This is a genomic window from Spelaeicoccus albus, assembly GCF_013409065.1.
GTDB classification, from domain to species: domain Bacteria; phylum Actinomycetota; class Actinomycetes; order Actinomycetales; family Brevibacteriaceae; genus Spelaeicoccus; species Spelaeicoccus albus.
The window spans coordinates 2,963,121-2,987,274 of sequence record NZ_JACBZP010000001.1 but is presented as its reverse complement, the minus strand read 5'-3'; the positions used below and the strand labels follow the sequence as shown (position 1 = coordinate 2,987,274).

Annotated in this window: 18 protein-coding genes; 12 read left to right on the top strand and 6 right to left on the bottom strand. The window is 66.1% G+C overall.

The window, feature by feature from the left end:
• Positions 1-143 precede the first annotated feature (143 nt).
• The 7 genes from BJY26_RS13870 (at position 144) to BJY26_RS13840 (ending at position 9,809) form a co-directional block, all read left to right on the top strand.
• Positions 144-794 (top strand): P-loop NTPase family protein, encoded by a 651-nt coding sequence (locus BJY26_RS13870; protein ID WP_179428821.1) that lies wholly within the window; start codon positions 144-146, stop codon positions 792-794.
• Positions 794-2,440 (top strand): DNA polymerase Y family protein, encoded by a 1,647-nt coding sequence (locus BJY26_RS13865; protein WP_179428820.1) that lies wholly within the window; start codon positions 794-796, stop codon positions 2,438-2,440. The genes BJY26_RS13870 and BJY26_RS13865 overlap by 1 nt, the downstream gene beginning before the upstream one ends.
• A 29-nt stretch (positions 2,441-2,469) precedes the next feature.
• A complete protein-coding gene (locus tag BJY26_RS13860; RefSeq protein ID WP_179428819.1) occupies positions 2,470-5,859 on the top strand; it encodes an error-prone DNA polymerase in 3,390 nt (1,129 codons plus the stop codon).
• Between the two features lie 39 nt (positions 5,860-5,898).
• Entirely contained in the window at positions 5,899-6,678 is a 780-nt protein-coding gene (locus BJY26_RS13855; RefSeq protein WP_179428818.1) for an HAD-IIA family hydrolase, read from the top strand.
• Positions 6,679-6,836: 158 nt separating this feature from the next.
• The gene (locus BJY26_RS13850; protein ID WP_179428817.1) at positions 6,837-8,153 is read left to right on the top strand and encodes a bifunctional o-acetylhomoserine/o-acetylserine sulfhydrylase; all 1,317 of its coding nucleotides are present in this window, start codon (positions 6,837-6,839) and stop codon (positions 8,151-8,153) included.
• Positions 8,150-9,265: a homoserine O-acetyltransferase MetX gene (gene metX / locus BJY26_RS13845; protein WP_179428816.1), complete on the top strand. Its 1,116-nt coding sequence runs from the start codon at positions 8,150-8,152 to the stop codon at positions 9,263-9,265. Before BJY26_RS13850 ends, metX begins: the two co-directional genes overlap by 4 nt.
• A gap of 124 nt (positions 9,266-9,389) precedes the next feature.
• Positions 9,390-9,809 carry a hypothetical protein gene (locus BJY26_RS13840; protein ID WP_179428815.1) on the top strand — a complete coding sequence of 140 codons (420 nt, stop codon included), beginning with the start codon at positions 9,390-9,392 and terminating at the stop codon, positions 9,807-9,809.
• A 17-nt stretch (positions 9,810-9,826) separates the two neighbouring features.
• Here BJY26_RS13840 and BJY26_RS13835 read toward each other — a convergent pair whose 3' ends face one another.
• Together BJY26_RS13835 and BJY26_RS13830 are read right to left on the bottom strand one after the other, a co-directional pair.
• Positions 9,827-11,860: an acyl-CoA dehydrogenase family protein gene (locus BJY26_RS13835; RefSeq protein WP_179428814.1), complete on the bottom strand. Its 2,034-nt coding sequence runs from the start codon at positions 11,858-11,860 to the stop codon at positions 9,827-9,829.
• The gene (locus BJY26_RS13830) at positions 11,857-12,507 is read right to left on the bottom strand and encodes a TetR/AcrR family transcriptional regulator (RefSeq protein ID WP_179428813.1); all 651 of its coding nucleotides are present in this window, start codon (positions 12,505-12,507) and stop codon (positions 11,857-11,859) included. Before BJY26_RS13830 ends, BJY26_RS13835 begins: the two co-directional genes overlap by 4 nt.
• 73 nt (positions 12,508-12,580) lie before the next feature.
• Between BJY26_RS13830 and BJY26_RS13825 the strand changes: the two genes are divergently transcribed.
• The 5 genes from BJY26_RS13825 to BJY26_RS13805 all read left to right on the top strand — a co-directional run bounded on the left by BJY26_RS13825 (position 12,581) and on the right by BJY26_RS13805 (position 18,096).
• Positions 12,581-13,864 carry an acetyl-CoA C-acetyltransferase gene (locus BJY26_RS13825; protein WP_244953906.1) on the top strand — a complete coding sequence of 428 codons (1,284 nt, stop codon included), beginning with the start codon at positions 12,581-12,583 and terminating at the stop codon, positions 13,862-13,864.
• On the top strand, positions 13,861-15,204 hold the full coding sequence (locus BJY26_RS13820; RefSeq protein ID WP_179428811.1) for a 3-oxoacyl-ACP reductase: 1,344 nt from the start codon (positions 13,861-13,863) through the stop codon (positions 15,202-15,204). Before BJY26_RS13825 ends, BJY26_RS13820 begins: the two co-directional genes overlap by 4 nt.
• Entirely contained in the window at positions 15,201-16,118 is a 918-nt protein-coding gene (locus BJY26_RS13815; RefSeq protein ID WP_179428810.1) for a MaoC/PaaZ C-terminal domain-containing protein, read from the top strand. The genes BJY26_RS13820 and BJY26_RS13815 overlap by 4 nt, the downstream gene beginning before the upstream one ends.
• An 82-nt stretch (positions 16,119-16,200) precedes the next feature.
• A complete protein-coding gene (locus BJY26_RS13810) occupies positions 16,201-17,559 on the top strand; it encodes a pyridoxal phosphate-dependent decarboxylase family protein (protein WP_237248814.1) in 1,359 nt (452 codons plus the stop codon).
• A gap of 3 nt (positions 17,560-17,562) precedes the next feature.
• Entirely contained in the window at positions 17,563-18,096 is a 534-nt protein-coding gene (locus tag BJY26_RS13805; RefSeq protein WP_179428808.1) for a hypothetical protein, read from the top strand.
• Positions 18,097-18,176: 80 nt separating this feature from the next.
• Here the strand turns inward: BJY26_RS13805 and BJY26_RS13800 are convergent, their stop codons facing one another.
• The 4 genes from BJY26_RS13800 to BJY26_RS13785 are packed head-to-tail and all read right to left on the bottom strand — an operon-like array spanning position 18,177 to position 23,925.
• The gene (locus BJY26_RS13800) at positions 18,177-19,862 is read right to left on the bottom strand and encodes an ABC transporter family substrate-binding protein (RefSeq protein ID WP_237248815.1); all 1,686 of its coding nucleotides are present in this window, start codon (positions 19,860-19,862) and stop codon (positions 18,177-18,179) included.
• Positions 19,863-19,891: 29 nt separating this feature from the next.
• Positions 19,892-22,024: an ABC transporter ATP-binding protein gene (locus BJY26_RS13795; protein ID WP_179428807.1), complete on the bottom strand. Its 2,133-nt coding sequence runs from the start codon at positions 22,022-22,024 to the stop codon at positions 19,892-19,894.
• Positions 22,017-22,943 carry an ABC transporter permease gene (locus BJY26_RS13790; protein WP_179428806.1) on the bottom strand — a complete coding sequence of 309 codons (927 nt, stop codon included), beginning with the start codon at positions 22,941-22,943 and terminating at the stop codon, positions 22,017-22,019. The genes BJY26_RS13795 and BJY26_RS13790 overlap by 8 nt, the downstream gene beginning before the upstream one ends.
• A gap of 1 nt (position 22,944) precedes the next feature.
• On the bottom strand, positions 22,945-23,925 hold the full coding sequence (locus BJY26_RS13785) for an ABC transporter permease (protein WP_179428805.1): 981 nt from the start codon (positions 23,923-23,925) through the stop codon (positions 22,945-22,947).
• Positions 23,926-24,154 lie beyond the last annotated feature (229 nt).

Genomic DNA, 24,154 nt, shown 5'->3' with positions numbered 1-24,154 from the left:
TGGCTCGGTGGAGCTCGCCTGCGGCTGTGCGCGGGGCCACGTCGAGGATCGGGGCGATCTCGTCGGCCCCGAACGCGAAGATCGACGAATGCGGCTGCTTCGCCGCTCTTGCGTCACTCGAACAAATGTTCGATACTTGAAAAATGAGCACGACAGCCGCCGAACTGGCCGAGCAGTTCGGATTACGCACCGCCTCGGGGCCTCTGGCCGGGGACAGCGCACTGCCGGTCCATGCGGCGTTGGCGGGGCTCTTTCGGGGCGGGGCATTGCGCCGAGGAACGGCCGTGTCGGTCGACGGCCGTGCCCGGTTGTCGCTGGCGTATGCCTTGGCCGCCGAGCCCTCGAAGCGCGGATACTGGTGCGCAGTCGTCGGCGTCCCCGAGCTGGGGCTTTCGGCAGCGGCCGATCTCGGCATCGATCCGAACCGGCTGATCGCACTGCCGGATCCCGGCGAGCAGTGGTTGCGTGCCGTGTCGATCCTTGTGGAAACCGTCGACGTGCTGATACTTGCCGCGCCCGCGGTGCCCCCGCCCGGCGGGATGAACCGTTTGCATGCCAAGCTTCGCGAACGGCAGGCCGTGCTGATCTGTCTGGGCCGCCCACTGCCGGGCACCGGCGCGGCCTTGACCACCCGGGGGCCGCACTGGCACGGTCTGGACGCCGGGGCCGGGCGCTTGCGTTCCCGCACCATCCGCGTCGCCGCAACGGGGAAACTGGCGCGCCCCGGTACGGCAGTGGTGAGCCTGCCCGGCGAGGACGGAACGCTCGGGCGCGCTCTACCGGCGGTGTCCTGATGGCCGCGGCGGAACCGTTGCAGGAGGCGGGCCGTTTTGACGGCGACCGGCGCCGCACGGTGGTGCTGTTGTGTCCGGACTGGCCGGTCTCGGCCGCCGCCCACGAAGCGGAGCTTCCGGCGTCCCGTCCCGCTGCGATCTTCACGGGCAATATCGTCACCGCCTGCTCGGCGCCGGCCAGGAGGGTCGGGGTCGCCGTGGGGCAGCGTCGTCGTCAGGCTCAGCAGCGCTGCCCCGAGTTGGCAATTCTGCGTCCCGACCCCGGCCGCGATGCCAGGTTGTTCGAATCCGTCGTCCACAGCGTCGGGGAAGTGGCGGCCGCGGCCTTGTCGGTCCATCCGGGCGTGCTGACGGTGCCGGCGTCCGCGGCCCGCTATTTCGGCTCGGCGCCGACGGCCGAGCGGATCCTGGCCGAACGTATCGTGACGGCAGTGGCCGACGAGACCGGCTACGAGTCGCTCTTGGGCATTGCCGACGGACTGTTTGCCGGTCTGATCGCTGCGGCCCGGTCGGCCCGGGTCATGCCGGGCGGCACTCCGGCATATCTGGCCGACCTCGACGTGGGCCAGTTGAACCGGCCCGAGGTACCCGAATTCTCCGGCCGGCATGAACTGATCTCGCTGTTGCGCCGACTCGGCCTGACGACCTTCGGGGCGTTCGCCGCTCTCGAACCGGCTGCCGTGGCCGGACGTTTCGGCGCCGACGCCGCACGGGCCCATCGGCAAGCTCGTGGACTGCCCGACACCCCGATGGGTGCCGTTCGTCCGGATGTCGAGCTCGCCGTCGAGACAGTCCTTGATCCGCCGGCCGACCGAGTCGACATGGCCGCATTCGCGGCACGACCGCTGGCCGAGAGGTTCTTATCGCTCATCGCGGGACGGTCGCTGACCTGCACCCAGGTGCGGATTGAAGCGCATACGGACGCCGGCGACGTCAGTGTGCGCATGTGGCGGGCCGGCGCCTCGTTCACGGCCGCGGACATCGCCGAACGCACCCGATGGCAGTTGGACGGCTGGCTCAGCGGAGCGAGCACCGGCAGTGCGCCGAACGGACCGATCACCGGTTTGCGGCTCGAAGCCGATGAGGTCACGTCGCCGGCCGCGCTGCAGCCGACCGTATGGGACGACAAACGCGAAGACGACGAACGGGTTCGGCGCACGATCAGCCGTCTCCAGGGCCTGCTCGGCATGGATACGGTACTGGCCGGCACGCTCGTCGGAGGCCCGGACGCCACCGGCGACACGCGCTGGACGCCGTGGCAGCAGGCAGCGCCGGTGCCGCGGCCCGGTCCCTGGCCTGGCCGGCTGCCCAGTCCGCACCCGGCCGCCGTGCTCCGCCGGCCCGCTGAGTTGATCGACGGCGCCGGCAAGCCCATCGGCGTCAGCGCCCGCGCCGAGCTGACCGGCCGCCCGGCCCGCCTCCGCACCGGGTCGGCCGGCACCGAGTCGCCTCGCGGCAGTACGCCTCGAGGGAAGACGGAAGAGCGAGAGCTTGCCGCCTGGTCGCGCGGCTGGCCCGTCGCGGGTCGTTGGTGGGACACAGCCGCCGATAAGCGGATCCGTCTACAGGTGCTCACCGTGGACGGCGACGCATTTTTGCTCGGCTACCGTGCCGGCCGGTGGTCGATCGACGGCAGCTATGACTGAACGGGCGGCATGGCAAAAGGACGGCGACTGTGGGCTTCAATAATCCGAATACCCGCTGGGCCGACCTGGAACGGAAGCTTTCCGACCGTGCACCGGCCCGGCCCGACGTCGACTTGTGGGCCGGTCGTCGTCCGGCCGGAGCCGACGGCAATGACGCCCCCGCCTGGTCGAGGAAGCGCGAACCGCCCGAGCCCCGGCCGGTCGCGCGCCCCGAGAGCGTGCGGCCGTACGCCGAACTGCACGCCCATTCGACGTTCAGCTTCCTGGACGGCGCCTCCGGGCCCGAGGAACTCGCCGCGGAAGCCGCCCGGTTGGGGCTGACGGCCCTGGCCCTGACCGACCATGACGGACTGTACGGCGTCGTCCGATTTGCCCAGGCCGCCAAGGAATACGGCCTCGACACCGTCTTCGGCGCGGAACTCAGCCTGGACCTCCCGCCCGACCCGGGAGGCGCCAACGATCCGCCCGGCGAGCATCTGCTGGTGCTGGCCCGGGGCATCACCGGATATCGCAGCCTGTCGGCAGCCATCACTGCTGCCCAATTGGCCGGCGGCGCCAAGGGTCGGCCCGTGTACGACCTCGACAAGCTCGCCGAAGCCGCCGGCGGCGACTGGCTCATTCTGACGGGCTGCCGCAAGAGCGCCGTCGGTCGGGCGTTGGCGTCCGGAAAGCCGGGTGCTCCGGACGCCGCGCTGGGCAAGTTGGTGCGCTTGTTCGGACCGGGCAATGTCGTGGTCGAGCTGACTCCACAGGGCTTCCCGGACGACGACGAACGGTTGGATGCGCTGGCCGGGCTGGCCGAGGAAGCCGGCCTGCCCATCGTTGCGACAGGTAACGTGCACTACGCCGCGCCGGACGACGCGGATCTGGCTGCCGCGCTGGCCTCGGTGCGCGCCCGCGGCAGCCTGGACGATCTGGAAGGCTGGCTGCCGCCGTCCGGTGCTGCGCACTTGCGCTCGGGCGAGGAGATGGCCCGATTGCTGGATCGGTACCCGCGCGCCGTGGAGAACGCGGCCCGGTTCGGCGCGGAATGCGCGTTCGAACTGCACCTGGCCGAGCCGGCGCTGCCGCCGTTCGGGGTGCCGGACGGGCACACGTACGCCAGCTGGCTTCGCGAGCTCAGCTACCGTGGCGCCGAGCGGTTGTACGGGCCGCGCCCGCCGTCCGGCGGCGATCCGGCAAACTCCTCATCGAACCAGGATGATTTGGGACGCCGCGCGTGGGCGCAAATCGACAGGGAATTGCACGTCATCGAGAAAATGAATTTTCCCGGTTACTTCTTGATCGTGTGGGACATCGCCGAATTCTGCCGCGGCAACAACATTTTTTGCCAGGGCCGCGGCTCGGCCGCCAACTCGGCGGTCTGTTACGTGCTGGGCATCACGGCAGTGGACGCCGTGCACTACCGACTGCTGTTCGACAGATTTCTGGCGCCGGATCGCGACGGCTATCCGGACATCGACCTCGACATCGAATCGGCAAGGCGCGAGGAGGTCATCCAGTACGTGTACACGCGCTACGGGCGGGCGTACGCGGCACAGGTGGCGAACGTGATCTCCTATCGGCCCCGGTCGGCAGTGCGCGATATGGCCAAAGCGCTCGGGCACGCCCCGGGCCAGCAGGACGCGTGGGCCAAGCAGATCGACAGGTGGCGCAGCGTGCCGGACGTCGCGGACGGCGTGCATTCCATTCCGGAGCCGGTGGTCAACTTGGCCAACCGGGTCCTGGATTTTCCCCGGCATCTCGGCATCCATTCCGGCGGCATGGTGCTGGCCGACCGGCCGGTGGGCGAGGTGTGCCCGGTGGAATGGGGGCGGATGCCCGGCCGCACGGTACTGCAATGGGACAAGGACGACTGCGCCGATATGAAGCTTGTCAAATTCGACTTGCTGGGCCTCGGCATGCTGGGCGCCCTGCACGAGATGGTCGATCAGATCGAGGCGTTTCACGGGCAGCGGATCGAGCGGGCAACGATCCCGCCGGACGATCCGGACGTGTACGAGATGCTGTGCCGGGCCGACGCGATAGGCGTGTTCCAAGTGGAAAGCCGCGCCCAGCTGGCCACGCTGCCCCGGCTGAAGCCGCGCACGTTCTATGATCTGGCCATCGAGGTGGCGCTGATCCGGCCCGGCCCGATCCAAGGCGGCAGCGTGCACCCGTACATTCGGCGCCGCAGCGGTGAAGAGCCGGTCACCTATCTGCATCCGTTGTTGGAGAAGTCGCTGCGCAAGACGCTCGGCGTCCCGTTGTTCCAAGAGCAGCTCATGGCCATGGCCATCGATGTGGCGGGGTTTTCCGGGGCGGACGCCGATGAACTGCGCCGCGCCATGGGCAACAAACGGTCGCTGGTCAAGATGCAGCGGCTGCGGGCCCGGTTCTTCGACGGTATGGCGGCGAACGGCATCACCGGCGATGTGGCCGACAAGATCTACGAGAAGATGGAGGCCTTTGCCAATTACGGCTTCCCGGAAAGCCATTCGATCTCATTCGCGGGCCTCGTCTACCAGAGCGCATGGCTCAAGTACTATTATCCGGCGGCATTTTGCGTTGGACTGCTGCGTAGCCAGCCGATGGGGTTCTACTCGCCGCAATCGCTCATCACCGACGCTCGGCGGCACGGCGTGCCGATCCACCGGGTCGACATCAACGCGTCCGCTGCCGGGGCCACTGTACAAGCGGGCGAGCGGCCGGACGGCGTCGATCCGCCGGTGGCCGGCATCCGGCTGGGGCTGGACGCCGTGCGCGGACTCGGTTCCGACGCCGCGGCCGCCATTGAAGCCGAACGAGCCGCGGGGGAGTACGTCTCGGTGGCGGACTTGACCCGGCGGGTGCGTCTGTCCCAAAAAGCGTTGGAAGCGTTGGCGACGTCCGGCGCATTCGATTGCCTCGGCGAAACCCGCAGATCCGCACTCTGGACGGTCGGCGGGCTGGCCGGTGACGAATCGGCGCGCTTGCCCGGAACGGCGCCGGGCACCGAGCGAGGCGCCGTCCCGACACTGCCGAGCATGACGGCCCTGGAGTCGTCGGTGGCGGACCTGTGGGCCACCGGGATGACGCCGGACGGCTATCCGACCGTGCACTTGCGCCGGGCGCTGGAGGCCAGGGGAGTGTTGAGTATCGAGGCGATGCTGCGGGTACGGCCGGGCAAGCGGGTGTTGGTGGCGGGCGTCGTCACGCATCGGCAGCGTCCCGCCACGGCGTCCGGCGTCACCTTCATCAACCTCGAGGACGAAACCGGCATGTTGAACGTCGTATGCAGTCAGGGTTTGTGGCACAGATATCGACCGGTGGCCACCCGGGCGTCCGCGCTGCTGGTGCACGGCCGGGTGGAGCGGAAGGAGAACGTCGTGAGCTTTTCCGCCGAGAAGCTCGAGCGGCTGCCGATGGAGGGCCTCGGCCGTTCCCGCGATTTCCAGTAGCCGCTTCGCGTCGGCGGGCGGATACGACACAATGGGTCCATGACTGAGCGCAAACCCGTCGAAACCTGGCTGTCCGATATGGACGGGGTCCTGGTGCATGAGGACGAGGCCGTACCGGGGGCCGCCGAGTTCATTGAAAAGCTGCGCAGCGAGAAGAAGAAGTTCCTCATCCTGACGAACAATTCAATCTTCACGCCGCGCGACCTGTCGGCGAGGTTGATGGCCTCGGGTCTCGACGTGCATCCCGATTCGATTTGGACGTCGGCACTGGCCACGGCGCAATTCCTCGACGATCAGCGACCCGGCGGCACCGCGTACGTCGTCGGCGAGGCCGGCGTCACCACGGCGCTGCACGACATCGGCTACGTGATGACGGCGCGCAGTCCGGACTACGTGGTGCTGGGGGAAACGCGCACATATTCGTTCGAGGCGATCACCCAAGCGATCCGGTTCATCGAGCGGGGAGCCCGCTTCATCGCCACGAATCCGGACCCGAGCGGGCCGTCCGCCGACGGGTCGCTGCCGGCCACCGGCGCAGTCGCCGCGCTGATCACGAAAGCCACCGGAGTCGACCCGTATTTCGTGGGCAAACCGAATCCGCTGATGATGCGCAGCGCGTTGAACAAGATCGAAGCGCATTCCGAGACGACTGTGATGGTCGGCGACCGGCTGGACACCGACATCATCGCCGGTATGGAAGCGGGGCTGCGCACCGTCCTGGTGCTCAGCGGCTCGACTCGTCCGAACCAGGTGGAGCGGTTCCCGTATCTGCCCTCCCAGGTGCTCGACTCGATCGCGGACGTCGTGGACCTCGTCTGAGCACGTCGTCCGTCGTTCCGCGTGGGGCCGGAAAGCCCTCTCGGCGCGCATATTGCGAAATGTGACGCGGACAGAGCAGTGAAAAGCCGGCCCGGCCTAGCTTGGATGATGTCAGCAAATCTTTACGCGGGATTTCGCCCACCAGCCAAGGAGCACCAATGAGCAACGGATGGTCTTTCGAGACACGCCAGATCCATGCCGGGCAGACGCCGGACGCCGCCACCGGCTCCGCGGCACTGCCGATCTATCAGACGACGTCGTATGTATTCGACAGCGCCAAGCAGGCCGCGGACAGGTTTGCGCTTGCCGAGCTCGGCCCGATCTACACGCGCATCAACAATCCGACGCAGGAAGCTGTCGAGAACCGTATCGCCAGCCTCGAAGGCGGCGTCGGCGCGCTTCTTCTGGCCTCCGGCCAGGCCGCCGAGACGTTTGCCCTGCTCAACGTGGCCGAAGTCGGCGATCACGTGGTGGCGAGCCCGAACATTTACGGCGGAACGTACAACCTGTTGAAGAGCACGTTCAAGAAGTTCGGCATCGACGTCACGTTCGTCGAGAACCCCAGCGATATCGAACAGTGGCGTGCCGCCGTCCGGCCCAACACGAAGGCCTTCTTCGGCGAAGTCGTCTCCAATCCGCGCCAGGACGTGCTCGACATCGAGCCGATCGCAGCGCTGGCGCATGAGAACGGCGTCCCGCTCATCGTGGACAATACGCTTGCGACGCCGTACCTCATCCGCCCGATCGAATGGGGCGCCGATATCGTCGTCCACTCGGCAACCAAATACCTCGGCGGCCACGGCACTGCCATTGGCGGCGTGATAGTCGACGCCGGCAAATTCGACTTCGGCAAGGATCCGGAGAAGTTCCCCGGCTTCAACACGCCGGACGAAAGCTACAACGGCCTCGTCTACGCCCGCGACCTCGGCGAGGGAGGCAAGCTCGGCGCCAACCTGGCCTTCATTCTCAAGGCCCGAGTCCAGCTGCTGCGCGACCTCGGCTCGGCCATTTCGCCGTTCAACGCGTTCCTCATCGAGCAGGGCGTCGAAACGCTCAGCCTGCGCGTGGAGCGTCACGTCGAGAACGCGCAAAAGGTCGCGGAATGGCTGGAGAAGCACGACGGCGTCGAGTCGGTGGCTTATGCGGGTCTGAAGTCCAGCCCTTGGTACGAGACCGGCCGGAAATACGGCCCGAAGGGAACCGGCGCGATCGTCGGATTCGAGATCACCGGCGGAATCGAGGCCGGCAAGCGCTTCGTCGACGGCCTGGAACTGCACTCGCATGTGGCGAACATCGGCGATGTCCGGTCGCTGGTGATCCATCCGGCATCGACCACGCACAGCCAGCTCGGCGAAAAGGAGCAGGCTCAGTCCGGCGTGACGCCCGGCCTGGTCCGTCTGTCGGTCGGCATCGAGAACGTCGAAGACATCCTGGCCGATCTCGAGGCCGGGTTCCGGGCGGCCAAGGGGGCATGATTTCAACCCTGCAGCATCGGCGTGCTCCGGCGGAGGCCGGAGTGCGTCGATGTCCGATCGGCAGCGTTCAGCTCGACAACGGGCGGACGCTGCCGGACGTCGTTATCGGATACCGGACGTGGGGCACGCTCAACGCCGACGCGTCGAACGCCATCCTCGTCGAACACGCGCTGACCGGCGGCACCGACGTCGTGACGGATGACGACACGCGGCCCGGTTGGTGGCAAGGTCTCATTGGGCCGGGCCTGGCGATCGACACCCGCCGCTGGTTCGTGGTGGCCGCCAATATCGTGGGCGGATGTTTTGGCAGCACCGGCCCCGCGTCGGTTGCGCCGGACGGCGTTCCGTGGGGTTCGCGCTTTCCGCTCATCACGGTGCGCGATTCGGTGCGTGCCGAGGCCGCGTTGGCCGACCGGATCGGCATCGACCGGTGGCATGCGGTGATCGGGGGATCGCTCGGCGGCATGCGCGCCCTCGAATGGGCCGTCGAATACCCCGGACGCGTGCGCCACTGCGCAGTCATCGCCGCCGGAGCGTACTCGACCGCCGAACAAATCGCCTGGGTACAGCCGCAGCTGATGGCGATCCGCCAAGACCCGTCGTTCCGCAGCGGTGACTACTATGGCGGCCCGCCGCCGGCAGCGGGTCTCGGCCTGGCCCGCCGCATTGCCCACATCACGTATCGCACCGAAAGCGAATTCGGGTCCCGGTTCTCCCGGCTTCCGCAAGGGGCCGAAGACCCGTACGGGCACAGCTCGTCGGTCGCCGGGCGGGAGCGTTACGCCGTCGAAAGCTACTTGGACTACCAGGCCGACAAGCTGGCCGGCCGGTTCGACGCCAACTCATACATCGCAGTGTCCGAAACCCTCGTCAGCCACGACGTGCGGCGCGGCAGGGGAGACCTGCGCCGTGCGCTGTCCGGCGCGACCGCCGACTTCACGATTGCGGCGATTTCGAGCGACAGGCTGTACTTGCCGGCCGGGTCGTACGAACTGGCCCATGCTTTGCCGGGGTCGCCGCACGTTGCCGAAATCGACTCCCCGTACGGACACGACGGTTTTTTACTCGAGACCGAAGCCATCGGCAGCTTGCTGGCCCAGCGCATCGTTTGACCCTGCGCACACGTCGGGCGGACGCCGATGAGGCTTGCGTCCACAATCGGACATCGGCTGTACCATCGCCGTGTCGCCTGTGGAAAACCGGACGCGGCCGGATGAAATCCGACACAGTCGGCAGATGGACATTGCCGAGAACAACCATCAGCCAGTCACTACCTTCGCCGAGCTCACCGAGCGCATGACCGCGCTGATCGGCACGGCCTGCAAAGAAGAGCTGTGGGTGGCCATGTTCGACGCCCACGACGTGCAGATGCCCACGCTGTGTCCGATTGCCGAAATGCCGGACGAACCCGACGAATTCGTCGTCAAACTCGTCACCATGTTCGCGGCGATCGTCGATCAAGACGCCGACGGCGGCTCTCTCGTGTTCGTGCGCGAACGCTTTGGCCCGGCCGGCATCGTCGAATCGGACAGACGGTGGGCGCGTGCGCTCTCGGCTGCCGCACGAGATGCCGGCGTGCGCATGCGCGGCGTGTTCCTTTCCCACCCGAAGGGCGTCGCACCGATCACTGCCGACCCCGTGCACGCCCCGTCCTGAGGCAAATAGTCGGCGGGCTACCGCGCCTTGCGCTTGGCGCGTGCGCGCAGCACTTTTTCGTCGACCGGCGCATCGGCCGCGGCACGCCTGCGGCGTTCGTACTCTCGGGATTCGTCCTGTCGCTCGGCCTCGGCGCCCGAAGCGATCGGCGCACGCAAGAGTTCGTCGCCGTACCCGAACGCATCGACCAGATCGACCGCGTGGGGGCGCAGCCGTGCCACCAGCCGGTTGATGTAGCTGCCGACGGTGCGCGCGCGCTGCATGGAAAGCCGCCCGTTCATCAAATACCAAGAGAGGTGCTTTTCCACCAGCGACAGCCCGTACAGATCGCGCAGCCACGTGAGAACGGTGCGGGTGCCGTCGTCCTCGATCCCGTCCAGCGCATTCGTGAACGCCTCCCATCGGAGGAGTTCGCCGTGCGCCCTCGCAGCTTCGATGAGCATGTCCTGATTGTCGCCGAGAATCCGTTCGGCCTCAGACGCGGCGGCCCGTCGCACCTCGCGCAGCTTGCCGGCGAGCTCGGCGACCATCGTTTCAACTCGCGCGGTGAGCAGTTCGCGCTGCGTGTCGGCCTCACGCAGCTGCCCGGCCGACCGCCGGCGCGAACCGGAGTCCGCCAGCTCTTGGGCGAGCTGGCGCAGCCCGGACCGGTTCACCCCGCGATCGACCACTTGACTGGCCATGTACCTGGCGACTCCGCCGAGGTCGACGTCCTTGAATTCCTTGCTGTAGTCGGCCAGGAGACGCTTGGCCACCAGCTGCAGCAGAACCGTGTTGTCGCCTTCGAACGTCACGTAGACGTCGAGGTCGGCCCGCAGATCGACGAGTCGATTCTCGGCCATGTACCCGGCGCCGCCGCACGCCTCGCGCGCCTCTTGCAAAGTGTCGATCGCATGCCACGTGGACAACGGCTTATAGGCAGCCGCCAGCGTTTCGAGATCCTGACGATCCTCGTCGGTGGCATGCGCGCCGGAAAACACATCGTCGAACCTGTCCAAGAGGTCGGCGTGCGCGAACCCCGCCGCATAAGTCACGGCAAGGCGGGGGAGGAGCCGGCGGCCGTGGCGTTGATAGTCGAGCAGCACCTTTTCCTCCACCGGGTCGGCACCGGCGAATTGGCGACGTTCATCGGCGTAGCGCACCGCGATGGCCAAGCCCATCTTGGCGGCCACTATCGACGCGCCGTCCAGCGACACGCGTCCTTGGACGAGGGTGCCCAGCATCGTGAAGAAGCGTCGCCCCGGGCTGGCGATGGGAGACGAATATTCGCCGCCGGCGTCCACACGGCCGTACCGGTCGAGCAGATTGGTTCGCGGTACCCGGACGCCGGTAAAGTGCAGCCGGCCGTTGTCGACGCCGCCCAGGCCGCCCTTGAGGCCGTCGTCCTGGCCGCCGACGCCGCTCACGAACTCGCCGTCCGCGTCACGGATCGGCACATAGAACGCATGGACGCCGTGCCGGACGCCGCGGGTGATGAGCTGGGCGAATACCACGGCGGCCCTGCCGTCCTCGGCAGCGTTGCCGATGTATTCCTTCCAGGCGGACCGATACGGCGTGTTGATCTCGAATTCGTCGGAATCCGGCAGATACTCGGCAGTCGTGGCCACCGACGCGACGTCCGAACCGTGCCCGGTTTCGGTCATGGCGAAACACCCGGGCACCTGCAGGTCGATGGCGCTGCCGAGCCATGCCTCGTGTTGGTCCTCATTGCCCAGGTGCAGGATGGCCGAGCCGAACAAGCCCCATTGCACGCCCGCCTTGACCTGCAAGGACGGGTCGGCCGCGATGAGTTCCTCGAACGCTGCAACATTCGCCCCGTGTCTGCCCTTGCCGCCGAACTTCTCCGGAAAAGCGGCGGTGACCATGCCGTCGGATACGAGGGCCGCCATCTGCTCGCGGACTCGCTGACGATGGTCGGCCATGGCCAGATGGTTACCGGGGCCCATCTCGTCGCGGGCTGCCAGCTTTCGGCTGTGCACACGTTCTTCGGCCCATCGACCCAGCAGGATGCGCTCGAGCTGCGGCACATTGACGGATGCCGGTTTGTTCATCTCGTTTTCCCCAATTCGTTATCGAGCCCGGACCAGAGCCATTCGGCGATCCGGTGTGCCATATCGCTTCGCCCGGGAGCACCGGTCCCGCGCCGGGCCATCCACCACTCACCGCTGAATCGCACCATGCCGATCGCGCTGAATGCCCAGGCATCCGCGTATCCGGACGCCCCCGGCCCTCGGCGGAAAGCGGCGGGCAACGCATCGACGAGCATGCGCGCAATGGCGGAGAAGAATCCGGAGAATTCGTCGATGCCGACGGCTCGGCCGGCGGACGGGGCAGTCACGAACGCGTACACGTTCGGCGAGGCCTCGGCCATTGCCAAATACGCGTTGACCATGGCGGTGATTCCGGCGCGGGCACCGCCGGCACTGGTCAGCGCCTGCGACAAGGTCGCCCCAATATCGGCGATGACAAGCTCGCCGACCGCGGTCTGCAGCCCCGCCTTATCACCGAAGTACCTGTAGAACACCGACTTGGACGTGCCTGCCGCCTGCGCGAGGTCGTCCATTGACGCGTCGGGCCCCAGCCTGTGGATGATCTTGCGCGATTCGGCGATCAACGCATCCCGGCGCGTCTCCCGATGGGAGTCCCAGCGTGATGAGCGGCCGTCCTTCGCGACGTCCACGGCGCTCTGCTGTTTCATGGAACCAAGAGTATCAGGTACTCTGAGTATCAGTAACTCTCACGGTCACGGTACGACAAACGAGGAGACCTCCATGAGCACTCGCCGCGCCGCCATTCTCGGCGGCAACCGGATTCCGTTCTCGCGCGCCGGCAAGCAGTACGCCGACGCGAGCAACCAAGACATGCTTCTTGCCGCCCTTGACGGCCTGGTGGCCCGGTTCGGGCTGCAAGGCGAGCGCATTGGGGAGGTCGCCGCCGGGGCAGTGTTGAAGCATTCCCGGGATTTCAATCTGACCCGGGAAACGGTGCTGGGGTCCGCGTTGAGCCATGACACGCCGGCGTTCGATCTGCAGCAAGCGTGCGCGACCGGGCTCGAAACCGTCAGTATCCTGGCCGACAAGATCAAGCTGGGCCAAATCGACTCGGGTATCGCCGGCGGCGTTGATTCCGCGTCCGACGCACCGATCGCCGTCAGCGAGGGCCTGCGCAAGGTGCTCTTGCAGCTCTCCCGGGCCAAATCGCTGCGGGCCCGTGCCGCGGTCCTGGCGAAGCTTCGTCCCGGATTCTTTGCCCCGTCGGCCCCCGACACCGGTGAACCGCGCACGGGACTGTCAATGGGCGAGCACCAGGCGCTGACCACAGCGCAGTGGGGAGTGAGCCGCGCCGAACAGGACGAAATCGCCTTGGCCAGTCATCGAGGAATGGCCAAGGCCTGGGACTCCGGCTTCTTCGACGATCTCGTGACGGCGTACCGCGGCCTGTCGAAGGACAATAATCTCCGGCCCGACTCCACGATCGAGAAACTGGCCGCGCTGCAGCCGGTCTTCGGCAAGTCGCTCAGCACCCCGGCCACCATGACGGCCGGCAACTCGACGCCGCTGACGGACGGCGCGTCCACCGTATTGCTGGGCAGCGAGGACTGGGCAAGGCAACACGAGCTGCCCGTGCTTGCGTACCTGGTGGACGCCGAAGCGGCCGCGGTCGACTTCGTGCACGGCAAGGACGGCCTGTTGATGGCCCCGGCTTACGCGGTTCCGCGGCTACTGGCACGCAACGGGCTGACGTTCGACGACTTCGACTTCTTCGAACTGCACGAAGCGTTCGCCTCAACCGTGCTGACGACACTGCGAGCGTGGGAGGACCCGAAGTTTTGCACCGAACGGCTCGGCCTGGACGGCCCGCTCGGCAGCATCGACCGGGACAAGCTCAATGTGCACGGTTCGTCGCTGGCGGCCGGCCACCCGTTCGCGGCAACTGGTGGGCGTATCACGGCATCGCTGGCCAAGATGCTCAGCACCAAGGGGTCCGGACGCGGACTGATTTCCATTTGTGCGGCCGGCGGGCAAGGCGTGGCAGCGATTGTGGAGGCGGCATGAGCGACAAGTACATCGACCTGATTTCATCCGGCGCGGGCAAGAACATCGCCAAACGGCTCGGCCTGCCCCAACCGGCGAGGCTGCGCCGCTACCTGCCGGGCGCCCCCGTCATTGATGGCCCGGTCCTCGTGACCGGCCCGGCATCGGACGCCGGGGACGCCGTCCGGACGACGCTGCTCGACTGGCGACTGGACGTGCGGCGTCATGCCGCGCCCGGCGAAAAACTGGGCGCCATCGTCGTGGATTTCACCTCGGTGGCGCATCCGGCCGATTTGACCGAGACCTCGATCACGGTGGGCGGCGCGCTTCGCGATTTGAAGTCGGGTGGCCGCATAGTCGTCCTGACGCGGCCGAGTTGCGCCGGCGACGACGCACCGGTGGCGGCGGCCCGGCAGGGCGTCGACGGGTGGCTACGGTCGCTGGCGCACGAAATGCGCGGCGGATCGACGGCCAACGGCATCGCGATCTCCGGCGACGTGCCGGCTTCCGCACCCAGCGTGAGCGGCGCGCTGCGGTTCTTGCTGTCGGGGCGCTCGGCGTTCGTCGACGGCCAGTTCATCCACGTGACGTCGAACGCCGGATCGCTTCCGGAAGACTGGGAACTGCCGCTAGCCGGCCGGGTCGCAGTGGTGACGGGGGCCGCGCGCGGAATCGGCGCCGAAGTCGCGCGAGTGCTTGCCCGGGACGGCGCGTCGCTGGTGGTGGTGGACGTACCGGCCGCCGGGGAAGCGTTGTCGAAGGTCGCCAACACGGTGGGCGGAACGGCACTGCAACTGGACATCACATCAGAGGACGCCGGGCAGCGGATCATCGATCACGCGGTGGCCCGGCACGGGGGAATCGACATCGTGGTGCACAACGCCGGCATCACCCGCGACCGGTTGCTTGCCAATATGGCCGAAGACCGGTTCGCGTCGGTGGTGGCGGTCAACGTGGCGGCACCGCTGACGATCAACGAGGCCCTGCTGGCCAGCGACAAGTTCACCAATGCGCCCCGCATCGTCGGGCTGGCATCGACCAGCGGCATCGCCGGCAACCGCGGGCAGACCAACTATGCGACGAGCAAGGCCGGCGTCATCGGCATGGTGCGGGCCACGGCTCCCCGGATGGAGTCGGTCGGCGGCACTGCCAACGCGGTGGCGCCGGGCTTCATCGACACCGAGATGACCGCCCGGATGCCGTTTGCGACCCGCGAGGTGGCAAGGCGGCTCAACAGCCTGCAGCAGGCCGGGCTTCCCGTCGACGTGGCCGAGACCATCGCCTTCTTGTCGTCGCCGCAGGCCGGCGGCGTACGCGGCGACGTGATCCGCGTCTGCGGACAGAATTTGGTGGGGGCATGAGTACGAGCACTGTGGAACTGACAAGCACCCCGTCGCTGCCGGCGATCTACGCGTCGGCCGCAAAGGATGCCGGACGACGGCGGTTTTCCCGCACGTCGTCCGGCGTCACGGGCGCCCTTCCGGACACGCGCTACCGGCTACGAGCAATCACGGCGTCCGCTGAACGGCTCACGGCGTACCAGCATCTGGTGGGTGAGCCGGCGGCCGACCGCTTGCCTGCCTGCTTCGTGCATGTGTTGAGCTTTCCGGTGGCCATGAGCCTGATGGCGGCGAGCGACTTCCCGTTGCCGCTGATGGGCATGGTGCACCTCGACAACCGGATCGACCAGTTCGCACCGATCGTCCTGGGTGAAGCCATCGATATCGATTGCCGCGCCAATCACCTGCGTGCGCATCATCGCGGCACGCAGGTCGACGTCACCGCCACCGCGCGGGTCGGCGGAACCGTGCGCTGGCACTCTCGGTCCACGTATTTGGCCAAGGGCGTGTTCCTGGACGACGACGATCGCCAGACGGTACCGCGACCGGAGTTCGAGCCGCCCACGCCGACCGGACTGTGGGCGCTCCCGGGCGATATCGGCCGCCGGTACGCCCGCGTCAGCGGCGACTACAACCCGATCCACTTGTCTTCGGCCGGCGCCAAACTGCTCGGATTCCGGCGCGCCATCGCCCACGGCATGTACCTCGCGGCCCGGGCCGTTGCGGCGTCCGACGTGCGGCACTGGGACGCCATGACCCAGCAAGTCTCCTTTGGGTCGCCGGCCATCGTTCCGGGCCGAGTGGCGTTTGCCGCGCAGCCGAACGAGAGAGGCGAAGAGGCGGGCGCGGAAGAGTCCCGCGCCCGTGTCGATTACGTCGGGTGGAATGCGAAGTCCGGCAGGAAACATTTTTCCGGATCGATCATCCACAATTGAAAGCGCTCGACCGCGAGCCACCGCACGGTATCCGCCGGACGGCCCGTCGGCCGGGAAGTCGCGGCGTAATAGCATCGAGACCGTGCATACCCATGACGAAGAAGCCAGTAAACTGCTCGACGCCATCGTGGCGTACTCCCGCGAACGCCTGGAAATGGACCCGGTCCCGTTGGACGGGCCGAAAACCCTCGCCGAACTCGACGCGGTAGTTCCCAAGACCGTGACGGAGGACGGCATCGGCGGCCTCCCCGCGTTGAAGCTGTTCGAGGACGTGCTGGCCCAGGCCTGCATCTCCACCGACAATCCGCGTTACGTGTCGTTCATCCCCGCCGCTCCCACCGAGGCCGCCACGATGTTCGACCTGGTCGTTGCCGCATCGTGTATTTACGGCGGCTCGTGGATGGAGGGCGCCGGCGCCGTGTACGCCGAGAACCAGGTACTCTCGTGGCTCGCATCGGAGGTCGGATTTCCCGGCGACGCCGGCGGCGTGTTCGTTCAGGGCGGCACGCTGGGCAACCTTTCGGCTCTCGTCACCGCCCGCGATCAAGCGGCCAGGCGGCGCGAGGCCGACGGCCGCGGCCGACCGGAGCGGTGGAAGGCGGCGTGCAGCAATGAAGCACACTCGTCATTGGCCGCGGCGGCCCGGGTGATGGACATCGATCTGGTGCCGATCCCGGTCGATTCGTCCGGGCGGTTGAACGGCGCCGAAGTGGACGCCGCGCTCGCCGACGCCGGGGACGGCGTGTTTGCGGTAGTCGCCACGGCCGGCACCACCAATTTCGGCATCGTCGACGATCTGGCGTCGATTGCGGCAGTCGCGAAGCGTCGCGGACTCTGGCTGCATGTGGACGGCGCATACGGCCTGGCCGGGATCCTGTCGCCCGCCCATCGGGATCTCTACGCCGGCGTCGAGAACGCCGATTCATTCATCGTCGATCCGCACAAATGGCTGTATGCGCCGTTCGACGCCTGTGCCCTGATCTATCGCGACCCCGAACTCGGCAGGCAGGCGCATACGCAGCATGCGGACTACTTGGACCCGCTCACTGGCGCCGATGAGTGGAATCCGTCCGACTACGCCTACAACCTGACGAGGCGCGCACGCGGTCTGCCGTTGTGGTTCTCACTTGCCACATACGGCGTGCGCGCGTACCGGGAGGCCATTGCCGGCACCATCGAGCTCGCCCACGTCATTGCCGACGAGATCCGCTCGCGGCCCGGCTTCACGCTCGTCCGCGAGCCCGAGCTCTCGGTGGTCGTGTTCAGCAAGGACGGGTGGACAGCCGGCGACTACGCGGCGTGGTCCAAGCGCCTGCTCGAATCCGGCGATTCGTTCGTGGTGCCCAGCTCGCATCAGGGACGGCCCGTCACACGGTTCGCCCTCATCAATCCGCGCACCACCAAAGAGGATCTTGTCCGGATCCTCGATTCGATGGACTAGCCGGTGGCCGCGAACAACTGGGCGCCGGTCGTCCTCAAACAAGCGGGCGGTTATTGGATACCGCTCGTCGGCTGGGCGTTTTGCGCTTATTTGCTGATTGATGCGCTCGTGCGCGGTGCCTGGCACGTGGTCGGCGTCGGAGCGCCGTGGCTGCTCTTGATCGCGGCAGTGCTGTATGCACTGCTGTGGCGGCCCGCACTGATCGTCGGCACCGGCACCGCCACCATCCGCAACCCCTTCGTCAGCTATGAGCTGCCGTTTGCCGACATTGTCGACGTGCGCATCGGGCCGACGGTGAGCGTGCAGCTCCGAGACGGCGGCGGGCGCGTCTACCGGCTCACCTCCTGGAACGCGCCGGGAACGCCGAAGCGGCGGTCCAAGGACGACGCGCAGCCGGATTCTCAGTTGCTCGCGGACCGGTGGAACGCTTACGAGGCGGATCGCCGACCGGAGCCGGTGACCCGGCGACTGGACCTTCCCCCGACTGCCGCACTAGTCGTGTGCGCGGCGTGGTCGGCGCTGTCTCTCGTCCTGTAGCCCACACGCGAAAGGTGGATGGATGCCCGGTTACCGACCGGTAACCGGGCATCCATCCACCATTCGGCGATAGGGAGGAGTTACTTCTTCCAGCCCGCTATCGTCCAGTCAATGCTTTCGAGCTGAGCGGCTCCGTAGTTCACGAGCCCTTTCTTGACACCGAAGATCTGCGGCGTGGGATAAATCGGCATCACCCCTTCGACGTCCAAGATCTTCTTGTCGATTTCATTGGCCAGATCCCGGCGCTTGTCCTCATCGAACTCGGAATTCGCCTTGGTGGCCAGCTTGCCGATCGACGGATCGGAAATTCCGGTGTAGTTCTGGCCGGCGTCGGCCGGGTAGAACAAGTTCACGGTCGAATCGATCGGGAACGCCGTGCCCTGCCACGAGAAGGTGGCCATGTCGAACTTGTGACGGTCGATGTAATCGCTGAAGTACTTGGCGCTCGGCACCGTCTGCAACTTGATCTTGAAGCCGATGTCGTTCAGGTTCTTTTGCACCTGCTTGGCGCGCTGCGCATTGGTCGGGGTGCCGGCGGGCACCACGATGCTGAAGGCCAGCTTCTTGTTGCCCTTGGCACGCACATTGCCCTGCTTCTTGTACCCGGCGTCGTCAAGGATCTTCTTGGCCTTCTTCGGGTCGTACTTCATAGTGCCCTGAGTGTTGTCCTGATAGCCGTTCTGGCCGGGCATGAAGATCGTGTTGTTCTGCGTCATCACCGGCGCACCCACCGGCGACATGGCGGCTTTTGCAATCACGTTGCGGTTGATCGCGTGTCCGATGGCCCGGCGCACCTTCTTATCGGCAAGCGCTCCGTGCTTGGCGTTCAAGGTCAGGTGGGTCCAGATCAAACCGGTGGACTTCTGCATCGCGCCGTCCTTGCGGCTCTTTGCCGTCTTGTAGGCGTCGGCGTTGGTGTCAGTCTCGACGGCGTCGAGCTCCTTATTGGCATACGCCTGCGGCTGTTGCTGCTGCTCGATCACCTTCCAGGTGATCGAATCCAGTTTCGGTTTGTCGCCCCACCACTTCGGGTTCGGCTTCTCCGTGATCACCTCGGCGCCGTGATCGATGTTGGTGACCATGAACGGGCCGTTCGAGGGCACCATCTTCTTTTCAAAGCCCTTATTGAATTTCTTCGGGTCCTTGGAGACGGAGGCGGGAAGCAGCGCGGCGGTGTAATTGGCCCAATCCGCGTTCTTCTTCTTGTACGTGATCTTCACGTCGAACTTGTTCTCGCCCTTTTCGATCTTGCCGATGTCCTTGAAGCCGCGGTTCGAGGCGATCTGGTACTTCTTGTTCGACCCGTTATTGGCCTTCCAGAACCAGTAATAGTCCTTCCAAGTGATCGGATCACCGTTCTGCCAGACGGCCTTCGGGTTGAGTTTGACCTCGACGACCTGCGGGTCCTTGCTGACCAGTTTCACCGATTTGGCGTAATTGTGGTCGACGGTCCAGCTGCCGTCTTCTTTGATCTTGATCGGACCGCCAAGAGTGGGATCCATCATCGTGTCGAGGTCGACCAGCGCGCCGTCGACCTGGCTGATATTGAAGTTCGACGGCATCTGGCCGATCGCCAGCTTCAGACTTCCGCCTTGCTTGACCTCATCGGCGGCTGCGCGCTGCCAGTCGGTGGCGGGGAGCTTGCTGGCCTCTTGTTCGGCCTTCTTGTTGTCAACGCTGGATCCTTCCTTGCTTTGCTGGCAGCCGGTCAGCATCAGACCGGTGACCGCAAGGAAAGCGACAGCCGTGGCGAAACGCTTTCTCACGAGGGGATTCTCCTTCTCTTCTCTGAGGTTCACCGCGGCGTCGGTGCCGACGGTGGTTCGGCCGGGTCGTCCAGGAGTCCGAGACGCTCCGTGTGGTGGCACGCCACCTCCGAATTGTCGACCCGGCGCGCCGCCGGGTCGTCTTGCCGACAAAGCTCGCGTGAGCGTTCGTCGAGCAGTTTGTACAAGGGACAGCGGGTGCGGAAATTGCACCCGCTGATCTCTTGCGCCGGGCTGGGCAGGTCCCCGTCCAGCAAAATGCGGGTCCGTGAGCGCTCGATTTCCGGATCGGGCACGGGCACGGCGGACATCAGCGCCCGGGTGTACGGGTGCTTCGGGTTGGCGTACAGTTCCTCGACCGGGCCGTATTCGACGAACCTGCCCAAATACATCACCGCGACGTCGTCGGCCATCTGCCGGACGACCGCGAGATCGTGCGCGACGAACAAGTACGACAAGCCTCGACTGTCGCGCAGATCTTCCAAGAGGTTGATCACACCGGCCTGGATCGACACGTCGAGCGCCGAGACCGGTTCGTCGAGGATTATGAGCTTGGGATCCGTGATGAGCGCGCGTGCGATGCCGATGCGCTGGCGCTGCCCGCCGGAGAATTCGTGCGGGTATCGATCGGCCATCGAGGGGTCCAGCCCGACGACGTCGAGCATTTCTTGCACACGCCGGCGGCGTTCGGCACCGGCAGTGCCGGCGATTGCCAGCGGCTCGCCGATGATGTCGGCCACCGGCAGGCGTGGATCGATCGCCGCCATCGGGTCCTGGAAGACGATCTGCACGTCGCGCCTTGCCGTGCGTCGCTGCGATTTCGTCATTGTCGACACGTCGACGCCGCCGATCCGGATGGTCCCGGACTGCGGGGCCGCCATTTCCATGATCTCGCCGGCAGTCGTTGATTTGCCGCATCCCGATTCGCCGACGAGGGCAACCGTCCGGCCCGGCTTGATGGTCATCGAGACGCCGTCGACTGCCCGGACGGTGCCGATGCGCCGTTTGAACACGGCGCCCTTGGTCAGCGGGAAATGCCGGACCAGATCGTCCGTCTCGAGCACATACTCGGTGTCGGCATTGGGCGGCCGCACCGTGACGGGCTGCGGAGCCGGAAAGATCGTGGACGACGACAAGCTGCCGGTCGCAATCTCGTGGCTGCGGAAGCACGCCGACGTCCGCCCGTGGCCGTTCGGATCTTCCAGCGGCGGTTCGGACTGACGACATTTGTCGATCGCCACCGGGCAGCGCGGCGCGAACGGGCATCCCGGCGGCAAGTCCGCAAGCGAGGGAGGCTTGCCCTCAAGGGGGAAGAGCCGGTGTTCGCCGGCCGTGAGCATATTCGGCACCGACCGGAGCAGGCCCGCCGTGTAGGGCATCAGCGGCGAGGAGAATACGTCGTCCACGGCCCCGGTCTCCACTATCCGACCGGCGTACATGACCGCTATCCGATCGGCATGACCGGCAACGACACCGAGATCGTGGGTGATGAGCACGAGTGCCGCGCCCGTGATGCGGCGTGCCTCTTGCAGCACTTCGAGGATCTGGGCCTGAATCGTCACGTCCAGCGCCGTCGTGGGTTCGTCGGCGATGATGACCTTGGGATCGTTCGCGATGGCGATGGCGATCATGGCGCGCTGCCGCATGCCGCCGGAGAACTCGTGCGGATACGCGTGCACACGCCGCTCGGGCGCGGGAATCCCCACCGTTCCGAGCAGCTCGATCGCACGCGCTTCGGCAGCGTGCTTCGACAGCGAGGCGTCGTGCAGCTGAAGGGCTTCCATCAACTGCTTACCGACCGTGTACACGGGAGTGAGCGCGGACAGCGGATCTTGGAACACCATGGCGATGTCGCTGCCGCGGATCTTGGACATCTCGTCGTCGTCCAGGTCCACCAGCGACCTGCCGCGCAGCCGCACGTCGCCGGTGACGTGGGCGCTCGAGGGCAACAGACCGATGGCCGCCATGGATGAGACGGACTTGCCCGAACCGGATTCGCCGACGATGCCGAGGAACTCTCCGGGGTCGACGTGGAAGCTGACGCCGCGGACGGCGTGCACATCGCCGGACTTTTGCCGGAACGTCACATTGATGTCGTCGACCTCCAGCAGGGGAGCCCGGCCGCTCCGCGTGGCCGGATTGTCATACGCGAGATCAGTCACGGTTGGCTCCTGACGTTGGGTCGAATGCGTCGCGCATGGCGTCGCCAATGAGGCCGAGGGCGAACAGGGCGGCCACCAGGAACGTCGCGGGGAAGGCAAACAGCCACGGCCGGGTCACTGCGGCGTACGCGCCGTCCTGCAAAAGCGTGCCCAGTGACACGTCGGGCGGTTGCACGCCGAGATTGAAGAAGCTCAGGCCGGCTTCGGCCGAGATGGCGCCGACAATTCCCAGTGTTGCGTCGATCACGAGGATGGACGCCACGTTCGGGATGATGTGACGGCGAACGACCGTGAAGGTGGAGGCGCCCATATATCTGGCTGCCTTGACGAATTCGCGGTCGCGGAACGATTTGGTCTGGTTCTTCACTACCTGTGCCATCACCATCCACGAGGTGAAGATCAACACGACGGCGATGAAGATCCAGCTGAGCTTCGCGAAGATCGGGCTGACCAGCATCAGGATGATGAGGCTGGGCAGTGCCAGGAAGAAGTTGGTGAACCAGACGATGATCGCCTCGATCTTGCCGCCCAGATACCCGGCCGTGGCACCGAGGAGAGCGGCCAGGAGAGTCGCACACGGGCCGACGATCAGGCCGATGATGAGTGATTTGCGCAAACCGGAGACCGTTTGCGCGTAAAGGTCCTGGCCGATCGTGTCGGTGCCGAACCAATGCTGGGCCGACGGGGGCTGGTTGAGGGCCATCGGGTCCTGGTCGGTGATCGTGTAGATGTTGAACACGTTGCCGACGACGGCAAACAGTGCGATGAATGCAATCAGTCCGAATCCGACCCAGAACCGGGGCATACCGCGAAGACGCAGCAGCACGAGTTTGCCGCGGGAGGTGGGTTTGTGCCGCGGAGCCTCGACACCGTCCACCGTCGGATCGATGGGCTGTTCGTTCAATTTGAGTGTGGACATGTCAGACCCTCACTCTCGGATCGAGGGCGGAGTAGAGGACGTCGGCCAAGGTGGCCGAGATGAGGACGAGGACGGCGTTGAAGAAGGCGAAGCCCGTGGCGCCGTTGATGTCGCTCTGCGTGATCGAGTTGATGCCGAATTCGCCCATGCCGTGCCAGCTGAACAGCACCTCGAGGAAGAGCGCACCGGCGATCAGCGTGCCGAAGTAATAGGCGAAGTACGTCGACATCGGGATGACTGCCATTCGCACGCCGTGACGGACCAGCGCCGAACGTCGCGTGCGGCCCTTGGACCTGGCAGTGCGGATGTAGTCCTGTCCGAGCACGTCGAGCATGATGCTGCGCTGATACCGGGAGAATCCGGCAGCCGCGAACATGATGAGTGCCAGCGTGGGCAGCAGCATATGGGAGAGCCTGTCGCCGAGGATCGGCCAGAACCCGTGGACGCCCGTCGAATACTCGCCGCTGAAGTTGATCAGCTGCACGCCGATCAGATTGTTGAACTTGGTTGCCAAGATCATCAGGACTGCGCCGACCACGAACGTGGGCGCGGCAATCACCACGAACGAGATGTACGACACCGTCTGGTCGCTTGCCTTGTACTGCTTGACGGCGCCCCAGACGCCCAGGATGACGCCGACGAGCGCTCCCAGAATCGAGCCGACGATGAGCAGCCGCAAGCTGATGGACGAGCGCAAGAGCATCTCGTGCATGACGGCGTCGTTGTGAATCGTATCGCCGAGCGACCCGTGCAGGAACAACTCGTGCAGCCAGTGGCCGATGCGCTCGAGGACGGGGGTGTTCGGATTTGTTCCGTGCGCGTCCATGATCGCGTTGATGCTTTCTTTCGAAAGCGGCGGATTGCGGTTCAAATACCGTTCCCGTGGGTCCATCAACATGCTCGACAGTGAATACGCCCCGATAGTTGCAAGGAACGTCAGTATCAAATAGTTGATGAACCGCCGGACAATGAAGGAGATCAACGCGCGGTGTTCCAACCTCCCGCGAGGCGGCTGGAGCGGTCTGGGGGATTCATGGGGATGAGCGACATTGCACGACTTTCCAGTTCGGGGGAGCCGTCGCCGGATCGCGGCGACCGAGCTCCAATGGTTCTTTCTTACCGGCGTCCGGGCACCGATGCCCGGACGCACTAAGCACCATATGGGGATTGGGTTCGCAAAACGTGGCGTACGTTACGTTTATCGCATTTTC

Excerpts from the sequence above, each read along its gene's own strand:
- BJY26_RS13865 (WP_179428820.1), top strand. The coding sequence starts at position 794 with ATGGCCGCGGCGGAACCGTTGCAGGAGGCGGGCCGTTTTGACGGCGAC.
- BJY26_RS13850 (WP_179428817.1), top strand. The coding sequence starts at position 6,837 with ATGAGCAACGGATGGTCTTTCGAGACACGCCAGATCCATGCCGGGCAG.
- BJY26_RS13825 (WP_244953906.1), top strand. The coding sequence starts at position 12,581 with ATGAGCACTCGCCGCGCCGCCATTCTCGGCGGCAACCGGATTCCGTTC.
- BJY26_RS13840 (WP_179428815.1), top strand. The coding sequence starts at position 9,390 with ATGGACATTGCCGAGAACAACCATCAGCCAGTCACTACCTTCGCCGAG.
- BJY26_RS13855 (WP_179428818.1), top strand. The coding sequence starts at position 5,899 with ATGACTGAGCGCAAACCCGTCGAAACCTGGCTGTCCGATATGGACGGG.
- BJY26_RS13815 (WP_179428810.1), top strand. The coding sequence starts at position 15,201 with ATGAGTACGAGCACTGTGGAACTGACAAGCACCCCGTCGCTGCCGGCG.
- BJY26_RS13830 (WP_179428813.1), bottom strand. The coding sequence starts at position 12,507 with ATGAAACAGCAGAGCGCCGTGGACGTCGCGAAGGACGGCCGCTCATCA.
- BJY26_RS13820 (WP_179428811.1), top strand. The coding sequence starts at position 13,861 with ATGAGCGACAAGTACATCGACCTGATTTCATCCGGCGCGGGCAAGAAC.
- BJY26_RS13790 (WP_179428806.1), bottom strand. The coding sequence starts at position 22,943 with ATGTCCACACTCAAATTGAACGAACAGCCCATCGATCCGACGGTGGAC.
- BJY26_RS13870 (WP_179428821.1), top strand. The coding sequence starts at position 144 with ATGAGCACGACAGCCGCCGAACTGGCCGAGCAGTTCGGATTACGCACC.
- metX (WP_179428816.1), top strand. The coding sequence starts at position 8,150 with ATGATTTCAACCCTGCAGCATCGGCGTGCTCCGGCGGAGGCCGGAGTG.
- BJY26_RS13835 (WP_179428814.1), bottom strand. The coding sequence starts at position 11,860 with ATGAACAAACCGGCATCCGTCAATGTGCCGCAGCTCGAGCGCATCCTG.